At 40.2% G+C, this 19,232-nt stretch carries 17 protein-coding genes, 6 tRNA genes and 1 other RNA gene; 2 read left to right on the forward strand and 22 right to left on the reverse strand.

What is annotated here, in order from left to right:
• Positions 1–7 precede the first annotated feature (7 nt).
• The 6 genes from PX700_RS02735 to rpsF all read right to left on the reverse strand — a co-directional run bounded on the left by PX700_RS02735 (position 8) and on the right by rpsF (position 2,853).
• Complete coding sequence (locus PX700_RS02735) at positions 8–490, reverse strand: hypothetical protein (protein ID WP_479519782.1); 483 nt, start codon at positions 488–490, stop codon at positions 8–10.
• Positions 477–1,025 (reverse strand): RNA polymerase sigma factor, encoded by a 549-nt coding sequence (locus PX700_RS02740; protein ID WP_479519783.1) that lies wholly within the window; start codon positions 1,023–1,025, stop codon positions 477–479. The genes PX700_RS02735 and PX700_RS02740 overlap by 14 nt, the downstream gene beginning before the upstream one ends.
• A gap of 396 nt (positions 1,026–1,421) precedes the next feature.
• Positions 1,422–1,874 carry a 50S ribosomal protein L9 gene (gene rplI / locus PX700_RS02745; protein WP_415636394.1) on the reverse strand — a complete coding sequence of 151 codons (453 nt, stop codon included), beginning with the start codon at positions 1,872–1,874 and terminating at the stop codon, positions 1,422–1,424.
• Between the two features lie 35 nt (positions 1,875–1,909).
• Positions 1,910–2,137 (reverse strand): 30S ribosomal protein S18, encoded by a 228-nt coding sequence (rpsR, locus tag PX700_RS02750; RefSeq protein WP_007378475.1) that lies wholly within the window; start codon positions 2,135–2,137, stop codon positions 1,910–1,912.
• A 12-nt stretch (positions 2,138–2,149) separates the two neighbouring features.
• On the reverse strand, positions 2,150–2,467 hold the full coding sequence (priB, locus tag PX700_RS02755; protein WP_033015549.1) for a primosomal replication protein N: 318 nt from the start codon (positions 2,465–2,467) through the stop codon (positions 2,150–2,152).
• A gap of 44 nt (positions 2,468–2,511) precedes the next feature.
• Complete coding sequence (gene rpsF / locus PX700_RS02760) at positions 2,512–2,853, reverse strand: 30S ribosomal protein S6 (RefSeq protein WP_007378473.1); 342 nt, start codon at positions 2,851–2,853, stop codon at positions 2,512–2,514.
• 376 nt (positions 2,854–3,229) lie between these two features.
• Between rpsF and PX700_RS02765 the strand changes: the two genes are divergently transcribed.
• Entirely contained in the window at positions 3,230–4,429 is a 1,200-nt protein-coding gene (locus tag PX700_RS02765; protein WP_479519784.1) for an alpha/beta hydrolase-fold protein, read from the forward strand.
• Positions 4,430–4,712: 283 nt separating this feature from the next.
• On the opposite strand, the gene PX700_RS02770 is transcribed toward PX700_RS02765, so the two are convergent.
• The 4 genes from PX700_RS02770 to PX700_RS02785 are packed head-to-tail and all read right to left on the reverse strand — an operon-like array spanning position 4,713 to position 9,003.
• Complete coding sequence (locus tag PX700_RS02770; RefSeq protein ID WP_479519785.1) at positions 4,713–5,879, reverse strand: FAD-dependent monooxygenase; 1,167 nt, start codon at positions 5,877–5,879, stop codon at positions 4,713–4,715.
• Positions 5,876–7,063, reverse strand: coding sequence for a 2-octaprenyl-6-methoxyphenyl hydroxylase (gene ubiH / locus PX700_RS02775; protein WP_479519786.1), 1,188 nt, complete (start codon positions 7,061–7,063; stop codon positions 5,876–5,878). The genes PX700_RS02770 and ubiH overlap by 4 nt, the downstream gene beginning before the upstream one ends.
• 15 nt (positions 7,064–7,078) lie before the next feature.
• Positions 7,079–8,401 (reverse strand): Xaa-Pro aminopeptidase, encoded by a 1,323-nt coding sequence (gene pepP, locus PX700_RS02780; RefSeq protein ID WP_479519787.1) that lies wholly within the window; start codon positions 8,399–8,401, stop codon positions 7,079–7,081.
• A 38-nt stretch (positions 8,402–8,439) separates the two neighbouring features.
• The gene (locus tag PX700_RS02785; protein ID WP_007587323.1) at positions 8,440–9,003 is read right to left on the reverse strand and encodes a UPF0149 family protein; all 564 of its coding nucleotides are present in this window, start codon (positions 9,001–9,003) and stop codon (positions 8,440–8,442) included.
• Positions 9,004–9,196: 193 nt separating this feature from the next.
• On the opposite strand from PX700_RS02785, the gene ssrS reads away from it, so the two are divergent.
• A non-coding RNA gene (gene ssrS, locus PX700_RS02790) (6S RNA) lies at positions 9,197–9,379 on the forward strand.
• A 141-nt stretch (positions 9,380–9,520) separates the two neighbouring features.
• On the opposite strand, the gene PX700_RS02795 is transcribed toward ssrS, so the two are convergent.
• The 12 genes from PX700_RS02795 to PX700_RS02850 form a co-directional block, all read right to left on the reverse strand.
• Positions 9,521–12,604, reverse strand: coding sequence for an efflux RND transporter permease subunit (locus PX700_RS02795; protein WP_479519788.1), 3,084 nt, complete (start codon positions 12,602–12,604; stop codon positions 9,521–9,523).
• Complete coding sequence (locus PX700_RS02800) at positions 12,601–13,920, reverse strand: efflux RND transporter periplasmic adaptor subunit (protein WP_479519789.1); 1,320 nt, start codon at positions 13,918–13,920, stop codon at positions 12,601–12,603. Before PX700_RS02800 ends, PX700_RS02795 begins: the two co-directional genes overlap by 4 nt.
• Positions 13,910–15,325 carry an efflux transporter outer membrane subunit gene (locus PX700_RS02805; RefSeq protein ID WP_479519790.1) on the reverse strand — a complete coding sequence of 472 codons (1,416 nt, stop codon included), beginning with the start codon at positions 15,323–15,325 and terminating at the stop codon, positions 13,910–13,912. The genes PX700_RS02800 and PX700_RS02805 overlap by 11 nt, the downstream gene beginning before the upstream one ends.
• 219 nt (positions 15,326–15,544) lie before the next feature.
• Positions 15,545–16,195, reverse strand: coding sequence for an acetolactate decarboxylase (gene budA, locus PX700_RS02810; protein ID WP_479519791.1), 651 nt, complete (start codon positions 16,193–16,195; stop codon positions 15,545–15,547).
• Positions 16,196–16,436: 241 nt separating this feature from the next.
• The gene (locus PX700_RS02815; RefSeq protein WP_479519792.1) at positions 16,437–17,069 is read right to left on the reverse strand and encodes a putative quinol monooxygenase; all 633 of its coding nucleotides are present in this window, start codon (positions 17,067–17,069) and stop codon (positions 16,437–16,439) included.
• Between the two features lie 56 nt (positions 17,070–17,125).
• Positions 17,126–17,794: an oxygen-insensitive NAD(P)H nitroreductase gene (gene nfsB, locus PX700_RS02820; RefSeq protein WP_479519794.1), complete on the reverse strand. Its 669-nt coding sequence runs from the start codon at positions 17,792–17,794 to the stop codon at positions 17,126–17,128.
• 412 nt (positions 17,795–18,206) lie between these two features.
• A tRNA-Thr gene (locus tag PX700_RS02825) sits at positions 18,207–18,282 on the reverse strand.
• 102 nt (positions 18,283–18,384) lie between these two features.
• Positions 18,385–18,460, reverse strand: a tRNA-Phe gene (locus PX700_RS02830).
• A gap of 132 nt (positions 18,461–18,592) precedes the next feature.
• Positions 18,593–18,668 (reverse strand) — tRNA-Thr (locus PX700_RS02835).
• A gap of 59 nt (positions 18,669–18,727) precedes the next feature.
• Positions 18,728–18,803: transfer RNA gene (locus PX700_RS02840), tRNA-Phe, on the reverse strand.
• A gap of 67 nt (positions 18,804–18,870) precedes the next feature.
• Positions 18,871–18,946: transfer RNA gene (locus PX700_RS02845), tRNA-Thr, on the reverse strand.
• A gap of 71 nt (positions 18,947–19,017) precedes the next feature.
• A tRNA-Phe gene (locus PX700_RS02850) sits at positions 19,018–19,093 on the reverse strand.
• Positions 19,094–19,232 lie beyond the last annotated feature (139 nt).

Consider the following 19,232-nt stretch of genomic DNA (forward strand, 5'->3'; position numbering starts at 1 on the left):
CGTACTCCTAAATGTGCTGCCAACGTGGCGCATGCACCTTGTTAATTAAATCGAGTTGTTGTTGATATATTTGCGCTAGCATTGTCAGCAACGCTTGGTTTTGTGGCTCATTTTCAAGAACTTGCTTTATCGCTTGTTCAGCTTCTTCTAGTTCTTGTAACTGCGTTTGCCAGTCAGTAGTCAGTGCTTCTTCATTTTTATACTCAACTAACAAACTATTTTTTTGCGCCGAAAAGTAATCGCTTATTGACACTGCTGGCTTTGGTTCAGGCGTTATAATAAATGTATTTATAGCGATTAAAGCAGCCACAGTGCATGCTGCTATTGCCGTTAGTTTTGGCCAAATAGCAGTGCCTTTTAGGTCCTGCTTATTACTAACCATTGCTCGCTCAATTCCCGCCCACAGGTCTTTTTGTGGTGTAATTTCTTTATCAAGCGTGTTTAATGACTCATTTAAATAGTCGTCAAAATTTGGTTTATTCATTTTCATACCACTCTTGTAGTAGCTGTCTAGCACGATGATATTGCGATTTACTCGATCCCACAGCCATACCTAATTGCTCGGCTATTTCCTCATGCCTATAACCTTCAATGGCAAACAATACAAACACCATACGTGCTCGCTCAGGAAGCCTTACTATTAATTTATCAAGGCCATTTAAACCATCACAGTCGTTAGCTGACTGTTCATCCATACCGCTGTGTTCAATACTCACCACTTTTTGCAGCCAATTTTTTTGCTTGCGTAAGTAGTTAATCGCAACATTACTGGCAACGCTGTAAAGCCAAGTAGAAAACTGTGAGCGACCGTCAAATTGCGCTATTTTATGCCATACCTGCACAAACACTTCTTGGGCTGCATCTTCAGCGTGTGCTTGGTCTGCTAATAAACGTAAACATAAACCGTATACGCGTTTTATATGCAGCTCATAAAGAGTAGCGTATGCCACGTGGTCACCCGATTGAACACGCTCAATAAGTGTAGTTTCGCATAAAGGCGTTTGTTCGGGTTTAACGTGTAACATCCGTGATGTCGCCTTTTAATTATTATTATTGAGTTAGTGTATTGATAAGTTAGACGTAATGACAGTCCGAAAAGGTTTAAACTTAATGAAAAAATAATTGAAGAAAAACGAGATGATCTTAGGGGTCTTAATTAACTGTGTTCCCAACTAATACCAATTCCATTAAGTATGTGATCTAAATTTTACGCCGAAAAAATAATTCAGTTCTAGGCGTAAATTGATGTAAATGGTTGTTCCCTTTGCGAAATTTACAACAAAGAAATGGGTTGTTTTAGCAAGTAAAATAGATCAGCTATTTATTGGAATTGGTATAATAGCGACGAATAGATAAATTAGTCAAATTACAGACACAAAAAAGCCGCGCTAATAGCACGGCTTTTGTCGCTTAATTAAAAATTAAGCTTCAGCGATTACGATTACTTTAATAGTAGCCGTTACGTCTGAGTGAACTGAAATTGATACGTCAAATTCACCTGTCTCACGGATAGTACCTAGAGGCAAACGAACTTCTGACTTAGCAACTTCAACACCAACAGCTGAGATAGCGTCAGCGATGTCACGAGTACCGATTGAACCGAATAACTTACCTTCGTCACCAGCTTTAGATACTAATGTAACTTCTGCTAATGCTTCAAGTTTGTCAGCACGTGCTTGTGCAGCAACTAACTGGTCAGCGATTTTCGCTTCAAGTTCTGCACGACGAGCGTCAAACGTTTCAATGTTAGCTTTAGTCGCAGGAACTGCCTTACCTTGAGGGAAAAGGAAGTTACGTGCGAAACCAGATTTAACTACAACCTGTTCACCTAGGCTACCTAGGTTAGCGATCTTATCTAGTAGAATAACTTGCATGTTTCTACACCTTTTAAAAACTGTTAATCCGCTGCTTACTTATGTAAGTCAGTGTATGGAAGAAGGGCTAAGTAGCGAGCACGCTTAATAGCAGTTGCTAGCTGGCGCTGAAATTTAGCGCTAGTACCTGTGATACGGCTAGGTACGATTTTGCCACTTTCTGTAACATAGTTTCTAAGAGTAGCTAGATCTTTGTAATCGATTTGTTTTACGCCTTCCGCTTTAAAGCGGCAGAACTTACGACGTCTGAAATAACGTGCCATGAGATTAATTCCTCAAATAATTCTTTCTATATGCTGAGCATGCAAAACCAATTGGCTAAGGCCGTTACGACCTTCGTGGCGATTTAAAAAACCACTCACTTGCAATGCCTGCCCAACGTGCAAATGTTGAGTCTGTTGTTGCATTTGCTTTCCACTGGCAACTACCTGAAGCCTCACATAACTATTACGGTTAAGGTCTGCTTCGGTTTGCATCGATTTATGTTCTACAACAAAAATACAATGCGGGATGCCAGCAGGGCTTTGGCTAAACTTGGGAGTTTTACAAACTACCCCAGATATAACCAGCTGATTCATAAAAGGGCTAACCATTTATACTTACCGCCAGTTAAACGCCATGCTAGGACTCAAAACAATTAAGCAGCAGGTGCTTCTTTCTTCTCTTCTCTTGCAAGAGGAGACGCTTCAGTTTCAGCAGTTTTAGTGCGGATAACTAAGTTACGAAGCACTGCATCGTTGTAGCGGAAAGTAGTTTCTAGCTCGCTGATTACTTCAGTTGGTGCTTCAACGTTCATAAGAACATAGTGAGCTTTATGAAGCTTGTTAATTGGGTAAGCCAATTGACGACGGCCCCAATCTTCAAGACGGTGGATAACACCACCAGCTTCAGTGATAGAACCAGTATAACGTTCGATCATACCAGCAACTTGCTCACTCTGATCTGGGTGAACCATGAATACGATTTCGTAATGACGCATGGATATTCCTTACGGTTAATAGAGCCTTCTACCGTTTCGGCCGGTCGGTTTAAGGCAAGGAATTAATAGTTTAAAAGCCGAAATGAGCGCGCATTTTACGCTTAGACGGATAATTAAGCAAGCAGGTTTTTTAAGCTTTTATAGATAAGTGCTTAAAGGTAGTTATTACGAACTTCGCTCATCACGTCAGTAAGTTGCATGCATACTGTAAAAGTTAGGCGCGGAGCGTAATATATCTTGTAGACGCCGAGCTTGCTCACGTGAAAAGCGCAGCTTTTAATTGCTTAAGCTTTATGTTTACCCCGAAAATATAAACATTTACTCAAGCCTAAAGTCGTGCAATTATTAAGCAACACATTATTAAATAAGGATATTTATGAAGCTCTTACTATCGCTTGTATTAATACTTACTTTTAGTACACCATTTTTAAGCCACGCAAAAACCAATACAACAGACATAACCGTTGGTAAAAAAGTAATCCTCAAATCAAAAATACTTAACGAAGACAGGCCTATCAAAATTTTCATACCTGACACTGTAAAAGATGACCAGCCGCTTTATGTTATTTATTTACTTGATGGCGTTGAGCACTTTCATACGGCGTCTGGAGTTATTAAATCCCTTGTAGATTACGAGCAAATACCCAATGCAATGCTCGTTGGTATTGATACAACTAACCGTGTTCGCGATTATTTACCAAAAGTGCAAGGTGAGCCTAAAACTGAGTTTCAAACATTTGTTAAAAATAAATGGCCTAAAGCTGGGCAAACTGACGAGTTTTTAAAGTTTGTGTCTGACGAACTCATGCCTTATATAAATAGCAACTACCCAACAAACGGCTACAACACGTTAATTGGTCACTCTAATGCGGGTACTTTAGCGCTTTATACTTTAGTTAATCAGCCTGAACTATTTAACAACTACATAGCTATAAGCCCGAATAGTTGGTGGAGTGATGAAGAGTTAAAAAATAATATTATAAAATACACTAAAAATCCTAAAGGCGATCAATCGTTATTTATTAGTGTAGCAAGTGAAGGGTCACGCTTTTATACAGGCGTACTAAATGCGTTAGTTAATTTAGAACAACAAACGCCTTCGCAGCTAAAATGGGAATATAAGCATTACCCTACTTTTAGTCATATGGGCACCATACTACCAGCCCTTAGCGATAGCCTAATCAACTTATTTAGTGACCTAATATTTAAAGTTACTGATGAGCACGGAAGATTTGCTGATGTATCGCTTATTACCGGTTACTACCAAGCACTCAGTGATAAGTACGGTTTTGAGCTTAAAACTCCACAAGATGTATACGTAGAATTTGCTCATAGCCAGCAAAAATTTGGTAACACTAAAAAAGCGATAACTACGCTTAAGCACTTTACTAGCGATTACCCTAATGCGGCTTACTCACACATGCGATTATCGCAAGGGTACACTGCTGACAAACAGTTTAAAGAAGCCGTTACCAGCATGAAACACGCACTAGAACTTGCTAAACAAAACTCGCAAGACCCAATGTTAGTTGATGCGCTACAAGATATGGTGAATGAAGCACAAAATAATTTATAACTGATTTAACGCAAAGCGCTTTTTGACTAATGATAGTAATTACGAGCTACGCTCGTCGCGTCAGCAAGCTAAACGCCTGCAGGTAAAATTAAGCTCAGTGTTAAACTTTGCATGTAGACGCCGAGCTTGCTCGCGTGAAAAGCGCAGCTTTTAATCTGTTTCAAACTACTTAAAAACAAAAAACCGATGTTTAAATTACACATCGGTTTTTCTTTGACTGAAAGCTGGCAGCTAAAACTACTGTTTTTCTCGTTGGGTTTCGTTCCACTCTTCCCAACCTACGTTACTTTCCTATCGCTTCTTTAGCGAACAGGTGTTTTATTGGCCCAAGGTTATCAACGAGCGACAGCCCGACTCCGCGAATAAGTTTTTTAACTGGGTTTGCGCCTTCAAATAACTCTTTTAGCCCTTGCATCATCGCAATGTGTTTTTGTGCGTCGAGCTTACGAGTACGCTCGTAATCGCGAAGTGTGCGAGTGCTTGCAAATTCTTTACTATCCCTTGTTAAAAGCTCAATTAAATAAGCCGCATCTTTTAGGCCTAGGTTCATACCAAGTCCTGCAAGTGGGTGAATAGTGTGTGCAGCATCGCCAATGAGTATCACTTTGCCTGAAACCCATTGCTGGGCGTAGCGCATTTTAAGTGGGAAAGCCGCGCGCTTACTTTGTACTTCACATAAGCCACATTGGCCATCTATAGCTGCCATTACCGCTTTATTAAAGCTGCTGTCGTCCATTGCAAGGAGCTCATCGCAGTGGTTTGGGCTGGTAGACCATACTATTGAATGCGTGTTGGCATCGCTCAGTGGTAAAAATGCCAGTGGCCCGGTTGGTAAAAACACTTGGCGTGCGGTATTTTCGTGCGGCTCTTTGGTTTTTACGGTTGCGACTAGCGCATGGTGATCGTAATCTTTAAAGCTAAGCGCCATATTAAATTGTTTACGAATAGCTGAATTTGCCCCATCAGCGGCCACCAGCAGTTTTGCAATAATTGGCTCGCCGCTTTTAAGTGTTATAAATACATCAGATTCGCTTTGATGTATTTGCTGATACTGTGTATCAAACATTAGTGTTGCACTGCTTTGTTGCTCTAACTCTTTTATAAGCGCAAAGCGGATAATGTCGTTTTCAACAATATGACCTAAATGTTCAAGCTCAAGTTGTTCGTGATTAAACGCTATTTTGCCAAAGCTGTCGGCATCACGTACGTCCATATGCGTATAAGCACACGCTCGCTGTGCGATAATTTCGGGCCATACGTTTAATTGTTCAAGCAAGGTTTGACTCGCAATGCTTAGCGCACTTACGCGCAAACCATATTCGTTAGCTGGTAACGCTTGTGTTGGTGCGCCGTCGATTACAACTACGCTTATATCGGCTTTTGCCAATCCAAGTGCCAGTGTTAGCCCGACACAGCCGCCACCTACAATACAAACCTGTGCTTGCTTCATAAACGCCTACCTTGTTTAACTTGCCCCATTAACTGTTTGGCTAATGGCGCTTTTAATGCGGGAAATAAATCCATCGAAAACAACCCAATACTACGCCCAAATGCAAGCACTCGCGATGAGTTCGAAAAAAGTCTAACAAGTGCATCGGTTAAGCTCATTACGGTTTTTATATCATCACTGCGCTTTTGTGAATATTCACGTGTAAACGCATAGCTGCCTAAATCGTGTTGGCTATTTGCTATTAAATTACTAAGTACTTGCACATCGCGAAGGCCTAAATTAAAACCCTGCCCTGCAATAGGGTGAATCGCATGTGCAGCATTACCAATAACCACTGTACGGTGCGCAGTTAAAGACTCAACTTGCCCGTAAACAAGCGGGTAACTCGTGCGCATGCCTACTTTAGTAAATTGACCACCGCGATAACCAAACGCGCTTTGCAGAGCACTTAAAAAGTCTTGCTCATTAAGTACCATGTGCTGTTCAACCTGCTCTCGTCGCATACACCACACTAACGAATAACGGTTGTTGCTCATGGGTAATAACGCCATAGGCCCGTTTTGTGTAAAACGCTCAAAGGCATGATTATTATGCCCACCAGCCACTTCAACATTAGCAATAATAGCGCCTTGTTCATAAGGCCGGGTATTAAAGCCGAGCCCAAGTAAATTACGTGTGGGTGATTGTGCACCATCAGCAATAACCAATAGCGCTGCGTTTAATTGCTCGCCGCTTTGTAGGGTGAGTGTATTGCTATGCAGAGTTTGATCAATGGCAGTTACGCTATCGGGGCACAAAAGCGTAATATTTGACTGCGTTAAACGCAGGTGAAGCGCTCGGCCAAATGGATTTACTTCTACTACGTAACCAAGTGAGGGCTTAGCAAATTCGTCGCAATTAATGTGCGCTTTGCCAAAGTGACCTCTATCAGACACGCTCACTTTTTTGATTGCTGCGGTGTAAGGGGCATTTTGCTCAAATAAATTGAGGCTTTGTAAATACTCTACTGATTGCTGAGCAAGTGCAATGCTTCTATCGTCAAAGCTTGGGTGGTAGTCGCCAGTTACTTGATTAGCTTCTACAACGGCAATATTTAACGCGGGATTAGTTTTAGCCACACTTAATGCGCAGCTTGCTCCCGCTAAACCACCGCCAATAATAACTACATCAAACTGCTTAGCCACTAGATTCTCCGAGCTTTATACGTTTTTAGCACTTTGCATAAGTGCTTCTATATCGCTAATTTTTTTAGGTACGCTTAGGGTCAAGTTTTCATGGCCGGTTTCGGTAACTAGCAAGTTATCTTCGATACGAATACCAACGCCTTTGTATTTTTGCGATGCGCTTGAGTCTTCGCTTATATAAAGCCCTGGCTCTATGGTCAGTACCATACCCGGCTCAAATGCTCGCTCAACGTTATTTACTTTATAATCGCCAACATCATGTACATCTAAACCAAGCCAATGCCCTAGCCCGTGCATGTAATATTCTTTACACGCACCTTTTGCCATTAGCTCGTCAAAGTCGCCAATTAAAATACCTAAATCAAGTAAACCTTCGGTCATTACTTCCATTGCACATTTATTAGCATGCGACATGTAACCACCGGGTTTAACTTCATTAAAAGCAACTTCTTGCGCTTTAAGTACAATGTTATAAAGCGCGGCTTGAGGCTCGCTAAATTGACCATTAACCGGAAATGTACGCGTTATATCAGCAGCGTAGCCTTGTAACTCACAACCTGAGTCAATTAATACTAGGTCGCCGTCTTTTAATACATCGCTATTTTGTGTGTAATGTAAAATATTGGCGTTGTCGCCACTACCAACAATTGTGCCGTACGCCGGGTACGGCGCACCGTTCATAGCATAATGATGATGTAGCTCAGCCTCTAACTGAAACTCTGTAGCTCCAGCATGTGAAAAACGCATAGCGCGCATGTGCCCTCGCGCACTAATTTCACAGCCTTCTCGCATAACATCTATCTCGCTTGGCGATTTAAACAAACGCATTTCATGAATAAGGCCTCGTATTTCTTTTAAAGTACTCGGTGCTTTGAGTCCTTTTCGAGAGCCACTTCGAAGCATACCTAATAACGAAAACACTTTGGTATCAAATGAAGAGTAGGCGCCTTGTGCAAAATAGATCGCATCTTTTTCATTTAGTATAGTTAGTAGCTTATCGTTTAATTCACTGAGTGGGTAAGCTTCATCAAACAAGTAGTCACTTTTGGCTTTATCAAAGCCAACTCTGCGGCCATGCCAAATTTCTGCAAGCTTGTCTTTATCTAGGCAAAATAAAGTACTGGGTGCATCACTGTTATTACACAGTACTAAAACAGCGTCGGGTTCGTTAAAGCCAGTTAAGTAAAAAAAGTCGCTATCTTGTCTAAATGCATATTCGGTATCGCGGCTGCGCGTCACTTCGCTTGCAGCGGGAATAATAGCAACGCTATTTTCATCCATTTGAGCAAGTAAACGCTCGCGACGTGCTTTAAATTCTGACTTTTTTACTTCAACCATTATTAACCAACCCGTTTTACTTTTTAAAAAGTGAATGCTTAATGAAGTGTTTTTTTAGTGCTTTGCGTGCTCTGCTCTTTACCTAACTCTGCAAAACAAAGTAGTGCTGATACACGAACATATTCAATCACTTCGTGCAGCGCTTGGCTGTCTTCCTCGGTTTCTTCAAAGGTAGTATCTAGGCGAGTAATTTCGCTAAAGTCAGTAATAACTTCTTTAACATCGCTCGATAGTTTACCGTAATCTTTTTGTTTTAAACCAAAACCAAGCATAAAACCTGCTACCCATGATACGAGGCCATTAGCCTGATCGATGAGTGTTTCGTCGTCGCTTGGTAAAAATAAATCAAACTGAAATTCATCATCATTAAAGCTAGCCACTACTTGCTTATAAATAGTACCAAAAAACTGCTTTAAATCATTACTAAACGACTCACCATCGTTAAACACATCGCTCAAAAGACCTAAGTATTCTTTGTCGTCAATGGTTAAACCACACGCCAGTAAACCACTAATTACACCATGCGCTTCGGCCGGTGATACAAATATTTCGTTTTTTTCTAAAAGCAGTTGAGCTTTTTCGTAATCGGGTAAATCGTTCATAATAAAATCTTCGCTTTGCAAGTTAAGGCAATGCTACCACTCGATAAAAAGCAACTCCAATTAATTGTATGATCAAGCTCAAAAACCATGCGATAAAGTAAATGATGCGTTAAAGGTGCGGAAAAACTAAGCGAACGGTTTAATTTTTTACGTTTGGGGTTTAAGGATTGGATTATGTCTTATATACTTAAATTGTTCCCTGGGGTACCGGAGCTTAGTTAAGTCCCTGAGCCGATAAATTTTATACCAGGGTTTTTGTTCGTCTACTATTGTGCAGGCTCGGCATGTACCGAGAAGCCTACGGTAAACCGCAGATTCCCGCCTTGAAACCTTCTGGTTTCAGGACTGAAACCGAGTACCGTATCTTGGGGAACACCTTTCTGACTTCTATAACTCTCTTTTATACAACTTTACCCCCTGCTCATGATACTTTCTAAATTTTATTAATAAATTTGACAAAAAAAAAGCTGCAAGCAATTTCTTACTCACAGCTTCCTAGAACGCTTTTAATAATTATCTATTTAAACCAACCTTGAAAACGCTCCATTAGCATGTAATTTATTGGTACTAACAATAAAGTAATAAAGGTCGCAAAAATAATCCCAAACCCTAGGCTTACCGCCATTGGTATTAAAAACTGCGCCTGAGTCGCTTTTTCAAATAATAGCGGCATTAAGCCTATAAATGTAGTTAAACTGGTTAACATTACAGGACGAAAACGCGATGCACCAGCAATCTTAACTGCGTCAATTATAGCGCCGCCTTCACTGCGTTTTTTATTAATAAAATCAACTAAAACCAGTGAGTCATTTACTACAACACCAATGAGAGCAAGCATGCCTAGCAAACTCATAATGGTTAAATCCATGCCCATGATCCAATGCCCTACCACTGCACCAATCATTCCAAATGGAATAACGCTCATTACAATAATTGGCTGCATGTACGACTTAAGCGGTATAGCTAATAATGCATAAATTATAAAGAACACAAAAATGAGCGCCCAGCCAAGCGAGCCAAACGACTCTCTTTGCTCTTTAGCTTCACCTTCGAGTTTGTAATCAACACCAGGGTATTGCTGCATTAAACCATCTAAATACTCAGCTAAATCGGCCTGAAGCACCGTCATGTTGGTGTTATCTTTTTCAATATCGGCGGTAATATTTAAAGTACGGTAGCGGTCTATACGGTTTATTGTCGATGGGCTTTGCCCTGCGCTTAGTGTAGCCACATGTGATAACGGTACTGAGCCACCTGAAGGGGTGTCTATTAGTATGTTTTTCAAATCAGCAACTGAGCGACGTTCATCAATAGGTAAACGCACCATTACACGTACATCATCGCGACCACGTTGAATACGCTGTACCTGCGAGCCATAAAACGAGCTGCGCACCTGCCCTGCAACATCGGATCTATTTAATCCAAGCGCTAAGCCTTGATCGGTCAGCTCTATGCGTAACTCTTCTTTACCATCTGACATGCTATCTGCAATATCAAATACCGTTGGGGAAGTCGCCAAGCGTGTTTTAATATGATCAGCTACATCTTGTAAAATAGTTAACGAGGTACCGCTTAGCTGCACATCAATTGGATCTGAGCTTCGCCCTATTTCAGCTCTGAACGTGAGGCTTTCTGCCCCTGGTATAATCCCAATTAAATCACGCCACTCACTTGCAAGCTCACTAGAACCTATGTCTGATTCACGCTCTTCAGCAGGTGTAATTTCAAAGCGCACAGAGCCCGAATTAGAAACGCCTCCTCGCCCGCCAGTTGTTGCTAAGATATTTAAAATAACGCTTTCACCTGTATCTGGGTCGCGGTATTTTTCTTGCAATTGCTGCGCTTTTTGCGACATATCAATCACATATTTATTAGTCACTTCAAACGGAGTGCCGGTAGGTAACGTAAGCTCTACTTTTATCGTTTCGCTTGGGATACGTGGGAAAAACACAAACTTTGTCCAACCACTGGTGATCATCGTTAATATGATACAAAACACACCGATAAATAAGCTAACCGATGCCAGCTTATGGCGTAGCGCTAAATTTAATATTGGTTGATAGTACTTCAAGATAGCGTTTTCAAATCCATCTGCAAAACGCTGTTGAAGAACATCAAATCTTGAAGACTTACTTTGTTCATGACGCAGTTTTATATATTTTAAATGCGCAGGTAATACAAATTTAGATTCAATCAATGAGAATAGTAATACCGGAATAACCACTACCGGAATTTGAGCAAACAAGGCACCCCGCGCCCCTTCAATAAAGGCCAAAGGTAGAAATGCAGCAACGGTTGTTAATACACCAAAGGTTACGGGGGTCGCGACTTCTTGAGTACCCATAATAGCGGCTTGCTCGCCCGACTTGGCTGTTTTTAAATGGGTATAGACGTTTTCGCCGGTCACAATGGCGTCGTCCACCACAATACCAAGCACTAATATAAAGCCAAATAAGCTCATAATATTAAGGGTTACGCCAAAAATAGGCATAGCAATAAATGCTCCCATAAACGATACGGGAATACCAATAAACACCCAAAATGCAATTGCAGGGCGTAAAAATAAAGTAAGTAAAGCAAGGACTAAAATACCGCCTTGTAACGCATTAGTTGTTAAGGTTGAAATTCGGCTTTTAACAAGCTCTGAGTCGTCATCCCAATAACTTAGCTCAAAACCTTGAGGGAGTGAACTTTGCCCCTCTTTAATGTAATTTTTTACATCATCCGCAACTGCTATCGCGCTTTGGGGACCAATACGGTACACATCAATAAAGGCAGCTTGCTTACCATTAAAGCGAGTACGCACTGGGGTTTCTTCAAAGTCATCTTTAATTAATGCAATATCCCCAAGGCGAATAATGGTGCCATCAGCTTGGTTTTTTACCACAATGCTAGCAAATTCATCTTTACGATAAGCTTGCCCTTTAGAGCTAATAAGTACATCTCCCCCTTGCGTTTTTAAGTTACCGGCAGAAATATCTTTACTAGAATTAGCGACAGCGCTAGATATTTCTGCAAGGCTTAAATCGTACTGACGAAGGGTATCTTGGCTTACTTCTATAGCAATTTCGTAATCACGGACACCACTTAGCTCTACTTGCGTTACGTTGGGTAGACGCAAAATATCATCCCGAACTTTTTCGGCGTATTCAAGGGTTTCTTTTTCGCCATAAACGCTTGATACAGTAACAGCGATTACATCTCTAATGCGCTCAGCAAGTGCTACTACAGGCTTTTCAGCATCTGCGGGAAAGGTATTAATGGCATCTACGCGACTTTTTATGTCTGCGAGTAATTCACGAGGGTCGTAGCCCGTTTCGACTTCGATAGTAACAGAGCCAGAACCTTCTGATGAGCGACTAAATATTTGTTTAATGCCCTCTAAGTCTTGAACTGCTTCTTCTATACGTATAGTCACCCCTTGCTCTACATCTTCTGGTGTTGAGCCTAATAAGCTTACATTTACGCTTATCATATCGGTTTCAAAAGACGGAAAAACTTCAAGCGGTATCTTATTTGATAAACTAAAAAGCCCCGACAATAATAATGTTACTAATAATAAATTGGCAGCAACATGGTTTTTAGTAAACCAAGCTATCATGGTCTGCCTCCTTGTTTTTCAGCACGGCGCTTTTTCATTAACTCTTCAACGCTAATACCAAGCTCTTTTGCTTTTTCCTCAAGCTGCTCTCGTGACATGCGTTTTCCTCTACCTTGCCCCTGCGCACTTTTCCCTTTAGTTTGCTCTGCATTTTGCTCACCTAAAATACTCACTTGAGTACCTGAGCTCACTTGTCCAAGTGGTGTTAGCACCAATTTATCGCCAGCAGTTAGGCCTGTTTTGATCATTGCCTGTGTGGCATTTTGCCAAGCAAGTGAAATGTCTTTACGTTTAAGTACACCATCTTCAACAGTGTAAACGTAAGTGCCTTGGTAAATTGTGCTATTAGAAATTATGAGTGCGTTAGACACTGTTTTCCCGGTAATTTGCGCTTTTATATATTGTCCTATTTTTATAGGATATTGATTATTAGCTGTCGCTTTGTATGGGTCATCAATTTTAGCAACAACATAAAGCTGCTGTGCATTTTCATCTATAGCGCCTTCAGTACGTGTGAGCTGCCCTTGCCATTGCTGCTCTCCTACTAAATCAGAGGTAAACTCAACTAAAGAACCAGCTTGGTTTTTAGCGCCATCACGGTATTGCTCTGGTAGGTTAACAAACGACAAATCTTTATTTTTAATAGGTAGGCGTATCTCTACGCTGTCGATTGCATAAATAGTTGCAAGTTGCGTGTTATTACTCACCACTTGCCCTAAGTCAACACTGCGACTGAGTATACGCCCAGCGTAAGGCGCAGTTACTTTTGTACGCTCTAAATCAAGCTGTGCTTTTTCAAGTGTAGCCTGCGCTGACAAAACTTCTGCCTCAGCAGCTGCTAATTGTGGTTCACGTAGCACTAAGCTGCTGGCATTTTCAGAGCCACCTAAACGCTGCCAATCAGTTATGGCTTGCTGGCCACGAGCTTTTTCTTCAAGTAAGCTTTGCTCTGCACTTAATAAATTAGCTTGCGCTGATTTAACTTCAGCTTGATGGTCTCTATCATCTAACTTTAAAAGCACATCGCCTTTTTCAAAAAAACCACCTTCTCTAAATTCATCGCTTACTTGTATTATTTGTCCTGATGCTTGCGCGACAAGTAAGCTTTGAGTACGCGGTTTTACTGTGCCATAGCTGTCTATCATAATTTGATAGTTTTGCGGTTTTAACTCAAGTGCTGAAACACTTATTATTGCTTTAGGTGGCTTACCTGAACGCCTAGCTTCAGGTGGATTACCTTTAATAAACATAACAGTTAGTAAAGTCGCCACGATAACTACGACAGGGATTAAAATTTTTGCAGTTTTAGTTTTCATCGTTATTGCTCTTTAGTTCACTTGAGGGTTTTGCAAAATCACCACCAAGGGCAATGTGTAAGTTAATTCTGTTAGCTATTAATTGATTTTTGATTTCAATTAAAGAACTTTGCGCGTCAAAAGAACGGTCTTGAGCATCAAGTACCGTTGTATAAGTTACCAAGCCACTTTGATACTGCTCGAATGATAACTGCTCTGCTGCAAGGGCGTTTTCTTGCGCTTCAAGCGTACTCGTATACTGCGCTTTGAGAGACTGCTGCTGCGAAATTGCATTTTCAACATCGCCAAAAGCGTCATAAAGCGTTTGTAAATAAAGCTGCTCTTGTTTTTGAGTATTCAGGCGTGCAATTTCTTCATTGGCCTTCAAGCGCCCACCTTCAAAAAGCGGTGCCGAAATACTACCTAATAATGACCATGCAAGGCTCGACGGAGAAAACAAGTCGCTTACTCTGTCGGTGCTATCACTTAAGCTAGCTGTTAAATTTAAACTTGGAAAGCGTTGTTTGTGCGCATACGCAAGTGATGCATCGGTAGCTAAAAGTTCATACCAGCTAGCACGCAGCGTAGGTTTGCGTGTTATAAGTTCAGAAGGTAAGCCTAGTGGGATATCGGTATTAATAACGGGTAAGTCACTATTAGCGCTAATAGCACCTTTTGGGTATTCGCCTAGCAGGCGTTCAAGAATACGCGATGAAGCCGATAAATTAGCTTGCTGCGTCGCAATGCGAGTTCGCTCAGTATTAAGTTCGTTTCGAGCAAGGTACACATCAAGTGCTTCATTAATCCCCTGACGATAGCCTGATTCAATTATTTCTAGGCTTTGCTGGGCATTCGCTTCTCTGCGTTTAAATAAATCGAGTAGTTGCTGCGATGTTACAACATCAAACCAACCTGTTACCACATCAGCCACAAGCTGTTGTTTAGCTTGCTCAAAGCGTGCTTGTTGAGCTAAATAGTTAAGATTAGCCTCACGCTTGGAATCAGACAATTTGCCCCATAAATCGACTTCATAAGTTAAATCTAAACTTACAGAGCTTGCGTTATTATAACTTACAGGGCGGTTGTCTTTACTACGGCTAGTACGCGTTGATAAATCGAGACTAGGCCAGAGTGCCGCGCCAGATACTATAAGTTGTTGTTTTTGAATCTCTACATCGTAACTCGTTTGCAAAAGCTGTTGATTGTTTTTAAGTGCTTGTTGTACAAATTTATTAAGCGTAGGGTTTTGTAATTGTGTAAGCCATTGCTCTTGTACTTTTAATACCGAGCTTGATGCTTCTTGTTGCCATTGCTGTGGCATATTATTGGGCGCTTGCATGCGCTGCGACGGATTTAAATCACTCGCACAGCCGCTAAGCAGCATCACACTAATTGCCAATAGGGTTGGCTTGCATTGCCAAATCATAATTAAACCTAAATTACTGCTATTTATGAGGTTAATTCAAGCACTTTGGCAACTTTTGCTCAACCTACTTTACATAACATTACATAGCTAGCGATGAACTAACATAATAGCCAGTTATACGGTAAAAATGAGCAAATGATCAGCACTTTTTAATACTAAAAATAAAAAATGCCAATGAGGTGTTTAACCAACATTGGCATTTAATACGTTTTAAACTTATTACTTGTGTTTATTTGCAGCAGGCACAGCGGCTTGTTTTAATTCAATAGTTCTGAATTTTTCAACTTGAGGAAGGGTTAAATTAATTTTATTTATTTCTTCAATCTCAACAGTCACTTCATCAAAGCTAATACCTTCTAAATGCCCTCCTAATTTGTAATCGTTTGATACAAAATGAAAATGCATTCCCGGAATACTAATGTTGCCTAAATATTCTGGTGTGTATAACCCCACTAAAGTACCTTTAATATTTTGCTTAGTGTACATAACTCGCGTTTTTAAATACTCCATAAGCGGAACACTGTCGTTTTTAACTTTTTGTGCAGAAGCCATTTTTAAATAATTAAATGTGCCTGTAATTTTATAAGCATAAAAACTATTTTTAGAGCTCATAGTTGCTTTAAGTTTCTCACCTAATAGCGCTAACGAACTCACATTTTTTAAACTAATACGCTTATTTGGATTAAACTTAAACATTGTCATATAAGGCGCAGCTAAATTAGCTGGAGCCTTAATTAATGAGCCATCAACTTCTATTTTATAAACCACACCGTTGAGCGCAACAAGCTCACCATCTAAATTATCGGCAGTCCCTAATCCAAATTGACCTTTTTTAAGCATTTCTGCAGGTGTAATATCGCCTGTATACACCTGATTAACTAACGCAAGCGGAAACCATATTGCTCTATTACATTTTCAGTTGGAGCTGCGAAGGCCGCTGAGTTAAGTGTAAATAAGGCTAAAAAGCTAACGCTGATAAAAAATGGTTTCATGGTATTTCCAAAATAAAAAGGTAGCTAAGCATTTCGCTTAACTACCAAAAAAAAGAAAATAGCGTTACTTCTGCTATTTGCTAAACGGGAAGTCGTTTTAATAAATTACAAAAAGTAATTTATAGCTCAGTTACAAAGCTCATATATTGCTCGAGGTCGCCTACTACTGCTTCATGCATTAATTTACCGGTTTGAATTGCGTATGGTTGATTAAAGTGAATATCCCATACGTCTGACTCTTTACGCCAATGCTCATAAACTGCCAACGTGTCGTCTTGGCCTTCAATAGTGTATAAATCAAATATAAGGTTACCCTCTTCTTGACTACGCGTTTGTGTAATATGAGTTTCAAACTGGGTTAAAAGCTGCGTTCTATACTGCAACTTAATTTTGAATATAAAGAAGATAATAAATATATCATCTTGTGAGTTTGGCGTTTTAAGATTGCGCTCATGCAAAGGTGCTGGCGTTGTATCTTTTAAGTTCATAACTTCTGGTGCAGACTCGCTAATATTAGGTAATGCTTGCAATAGAGCTTGCGTATAAGGCTGTGCACCGTGGTAATTAACCGCATTTTGGTTTTCAAAACGTTCGTAGGCAAAAAATACTCCAGGTGCATTTTTATCCTGATATAAACGCATTTCTAGTAAGCCAGTTTCGGCTTTGCCGCCTTGCTTGTCATCTTCAAGCAGCGCTTTGAATTGATTAATGTATTCGTCTTTAATATTAAATTTAACTATTTGCGTGATCATAATTAACTCCAAAGAGATTAGCGCTGCATCAGTTAAGCTAATGCAGTAAGTAAAAATTAAACTTCAGTTAAAATTTCTGAATACTCTAAACGCGACTTTGGAAGAGTGGCATTAAAGTCATTTTTATCATCGCTATATCCCAAAGGCACAACAACTAAGCTTGAATAACCCTTTTCACGTAAACCAAATTCTTCATCAAGTACGCTAACTTCAATTCCTTCCATTGGCGTTGCATCAATTCCTAAGGTAGATACACCCAATAAAAATGCGCCTAGGTTTAAATAAACTTGCTTATCCATCCAATGCTGTACGTCTTTAAAATCTTGTTTGTGTAAGTTAATAAACATATTACGGCCACCGTGCATACGCTCTTTAAATGCGACTGGGTCTGCTACAAAACGACCGTCTTTTTCTTCTTGCTTTAAAACACGTAATAAATAGTCTTGTTCAATATCTAATTTACTAGCAAACACGAGTACATGTGATGCATCTAAAATTGACTTTTTATTGAATGGAAATAAACGCTCTGTTGATTTAGCTATTTTGGCTTTAGCCTCGTCACTAGACGCGAGTATAAAATGCCAAGGTTGTGAGTTAACACTTGAAGGGCTAAATCTAAGTAACTCTTTAATTTTTTCAATATTGTCAGCAGAGATCTTTTTAGTTGGATTGTACGCTTTAGCTGACTGTCTATTTTTTGCGTAATGAGTAATATCTTGAGTCATAAACTTCCCCTATCTCGGGTTGAAAACATATAAGCAAAGGTATTTGCTTTTCGATAAGGTGATTGTGCAAAAAATACGGCAATAGAAAAAGAGAGAAACAATCCAATTAATATGGAACATTTTATCCATAATGACGTTGAATAAATTACAGATACAAAAAAGCCCCGCAATAAGCGAGGCTTTTAAATAAATGGTGCCGACTAACCGAGTCGAACGGGTAACTTATACAGACTACTGATTGCACGTCAGTTGCTTTACTATCGACTGCATATACTTTAATCCCAGTATAGAAAACAAAAAAGCCCCGCTATAAGCGAGGCTTTTAAATAAATGGTGCCGACTAACCGAGTCGAACGGATAACTTATACAGACTACTGATTACAAGTCAGTTGCTTTAAGTTATCTAAATAAATGGTGCCGACTAACCGAGTCGAACGGTTGACCTACTGATTACAAGTCAGTTGCTCTACCAGCTGAGCTAAGTCGGCACACAAAACTGTGTGCTAAGGCACGTTCAATTTTAAAGATTGAGAACTTTTATAAAGCACTTAAAATAGAAAAACCTTGCATAAGCAAGGCTTTAACATAAATGGTGCCTCGACGCGGAATCGAACCACGGACACGAGGATTTTCAATCCTCTGCTCTACCGACTGAGCTATCGAGGCACATAAACTGTGCTAACTAAAGGTAAAAACATTTAACTCTAGTTTTAAAAATGGTGCCGACTAACCGAGTCGACGGGTAATTTAAACAGACTACTGATTACAGTTTTTCTTTTTTAAACTACTTTAAATAAATGGTGCCGACTAACCGAGTCGAACGGTTGACCTACTGATTACAAGTCAGTTGCTCTACCAGCTGAGCTAAGTCGGCACACAAAACTGTGTGCTAAGGCACTTTATCAATTTTAAAGATTGATAACTTTTAATAAATGGTGCCTCGACGCGGAATCGAACCACGGACACGAGGATTTTCAATCCTCTGCTCTACCGACTGAGCTATCGAGGCACATAAACTGTGCTAGTTAACTAAATTTTCTAAGTTAACTTTTTACTAAACTAGTTTAGTAAATAAATGGTGCCGACTAACCGAGTCGAACGGTTGACCTACTGATTACAAGTCAGTTGCTCTACCAGCTGAGCTAAGTCGGCACACAAAACTGTGTGCTAAGGCACGCGTAATAATGTTTAAACTTTTTATTAAACACCACTACTTTAATAAATGGTGCCTCGACGCGGAATCGAACCACGGACACGAGGATTTTCAATCCTCTGCTCTACCGACTGAGCTATCGAGGCACTTTAACAGTGCTAATTAAAAATCTTAAAGGATTTTTAATGCAATTCCCACTCAGCTCTATCGACTGAGCTATCTGGGCGTGCGGCGTATTAAACGAGTTTTGCCCTTACAAGTCAACTTTTTTTTTATTCTTTATAA

Source organism: Pseudoalteromonas sp. TP27 (assembly GCF_056470645.1).

What these genes read in the sequence shown, in the direction of transcription:
- rpsF (WP_007378473.1), bottom strand. Translation starts at nt 2,853, where the DNA reads ATGCGTCATTACGAAATCGTATTCATGGTTCACCCAGATCAGAGTGAG.
- pepP (WP_479519787.1), bottom strand. Translation starts at nt 8,401, where the DNA reads ATGGTTGAAGTAAAAAAGTCAGAATTTAAAGCACGTCGCGAGCGTTTA.
- PX700_RS02770 (WP_479519785.1), bottom strand. Translation starts at nt 5,879, where the DNA reads ATGAAGCAAGCACAGGTTTGTATTGTAGGTGGCGGCTGTGTCGGGCTA.
- rpsR (WP_007378475.1), bottom strand. Translation starts at nt 2,137, where the DNA reads ATGGCACGTTATTTCAGACGTCGTAAGTTCTGCCGCTTTAAAGCGGAA.
- nfsB (WP_479519794.1), bottom strand. Translation starts at nt 17,794, where the DNA reads ATGACTCAAGATATTACTCATTACGCAAAAAATAGACAGTCAGCTAAA.
- PX700_RS02785 (WP_007587323.1), bottom strand. Translation starts at nt 9,003, where the DNA reads ATGAACGATTTACCCGATTACGAAAAAGCTCAACTGCTTTTAGAAAAA.
- PX700_RS02805 (WP_479519790.1), bottom strand. Translation starts at nt 15,325, where the DNA reads ATGATTTGGCAATGCAAGCCAACCCTATTGGCAATTAGTGTGATGCTG.
- PX700_RS02740 (WP_479519783.1), bottom strand. Translation starts at nt 1,025, where the DNA reads ATGTTACACGTTAAACCCGAACAAACGCCTTTATGCGAAACTACACTT.
- PX700_RS02765 (WP_479519784.1), top strand. Translation starts at nt 3,230, where the DNA reads ATGAAGCTCTTACTATCGCTTGTATTAATACTTACTTTTAGTACACCA.
- PX700_RS02795 (WP_479519788.1), bottom strand. Translation starts at nt 12,604, where the DNA reads ATGATAGCTTGGTTTACTAAAAACCATGTTGCTGCCAATTTATTATTA.
- priB (WP_033015549.1), bottom strand. Translation starts at nt 2,467, where the DNA reads ATGGTTAGCCCTTTTATGAATCAGCTGGTTATATCTGGGGTAGTTTGT.
- PX700_RS02735 (WP_479519782.1), bottom strand. Translation starts at nt 490, where the DNA reads ATGAAAATGAATAAACCAAATTTTGACGACTATTTAAATGAGTCATTA.
- PX700_RS02800 (WP_479519789.1), bottom strand. Translation starts at nt 13,920, where the DNA reads ATGAAAACTAAAACTGCAAAAATTTTAATCCCTGTCGTAGTTATCGTG.
- rplI (WP_415636394.1), bottom strand. Translation starts at nt 1,874, where the DNA reads ATGCAAGTTATTCTACTAGATAAGATCGCTAACCTAGGTAGCCTAGGT.
- PX700_RS02815 (WP_479519792.1), bottom strand. Translation starts at nt 17,069, where the DNA reads ATGATCACGCAAATAGTTAAATTTAATATTAAAGACGAATACATTAAT.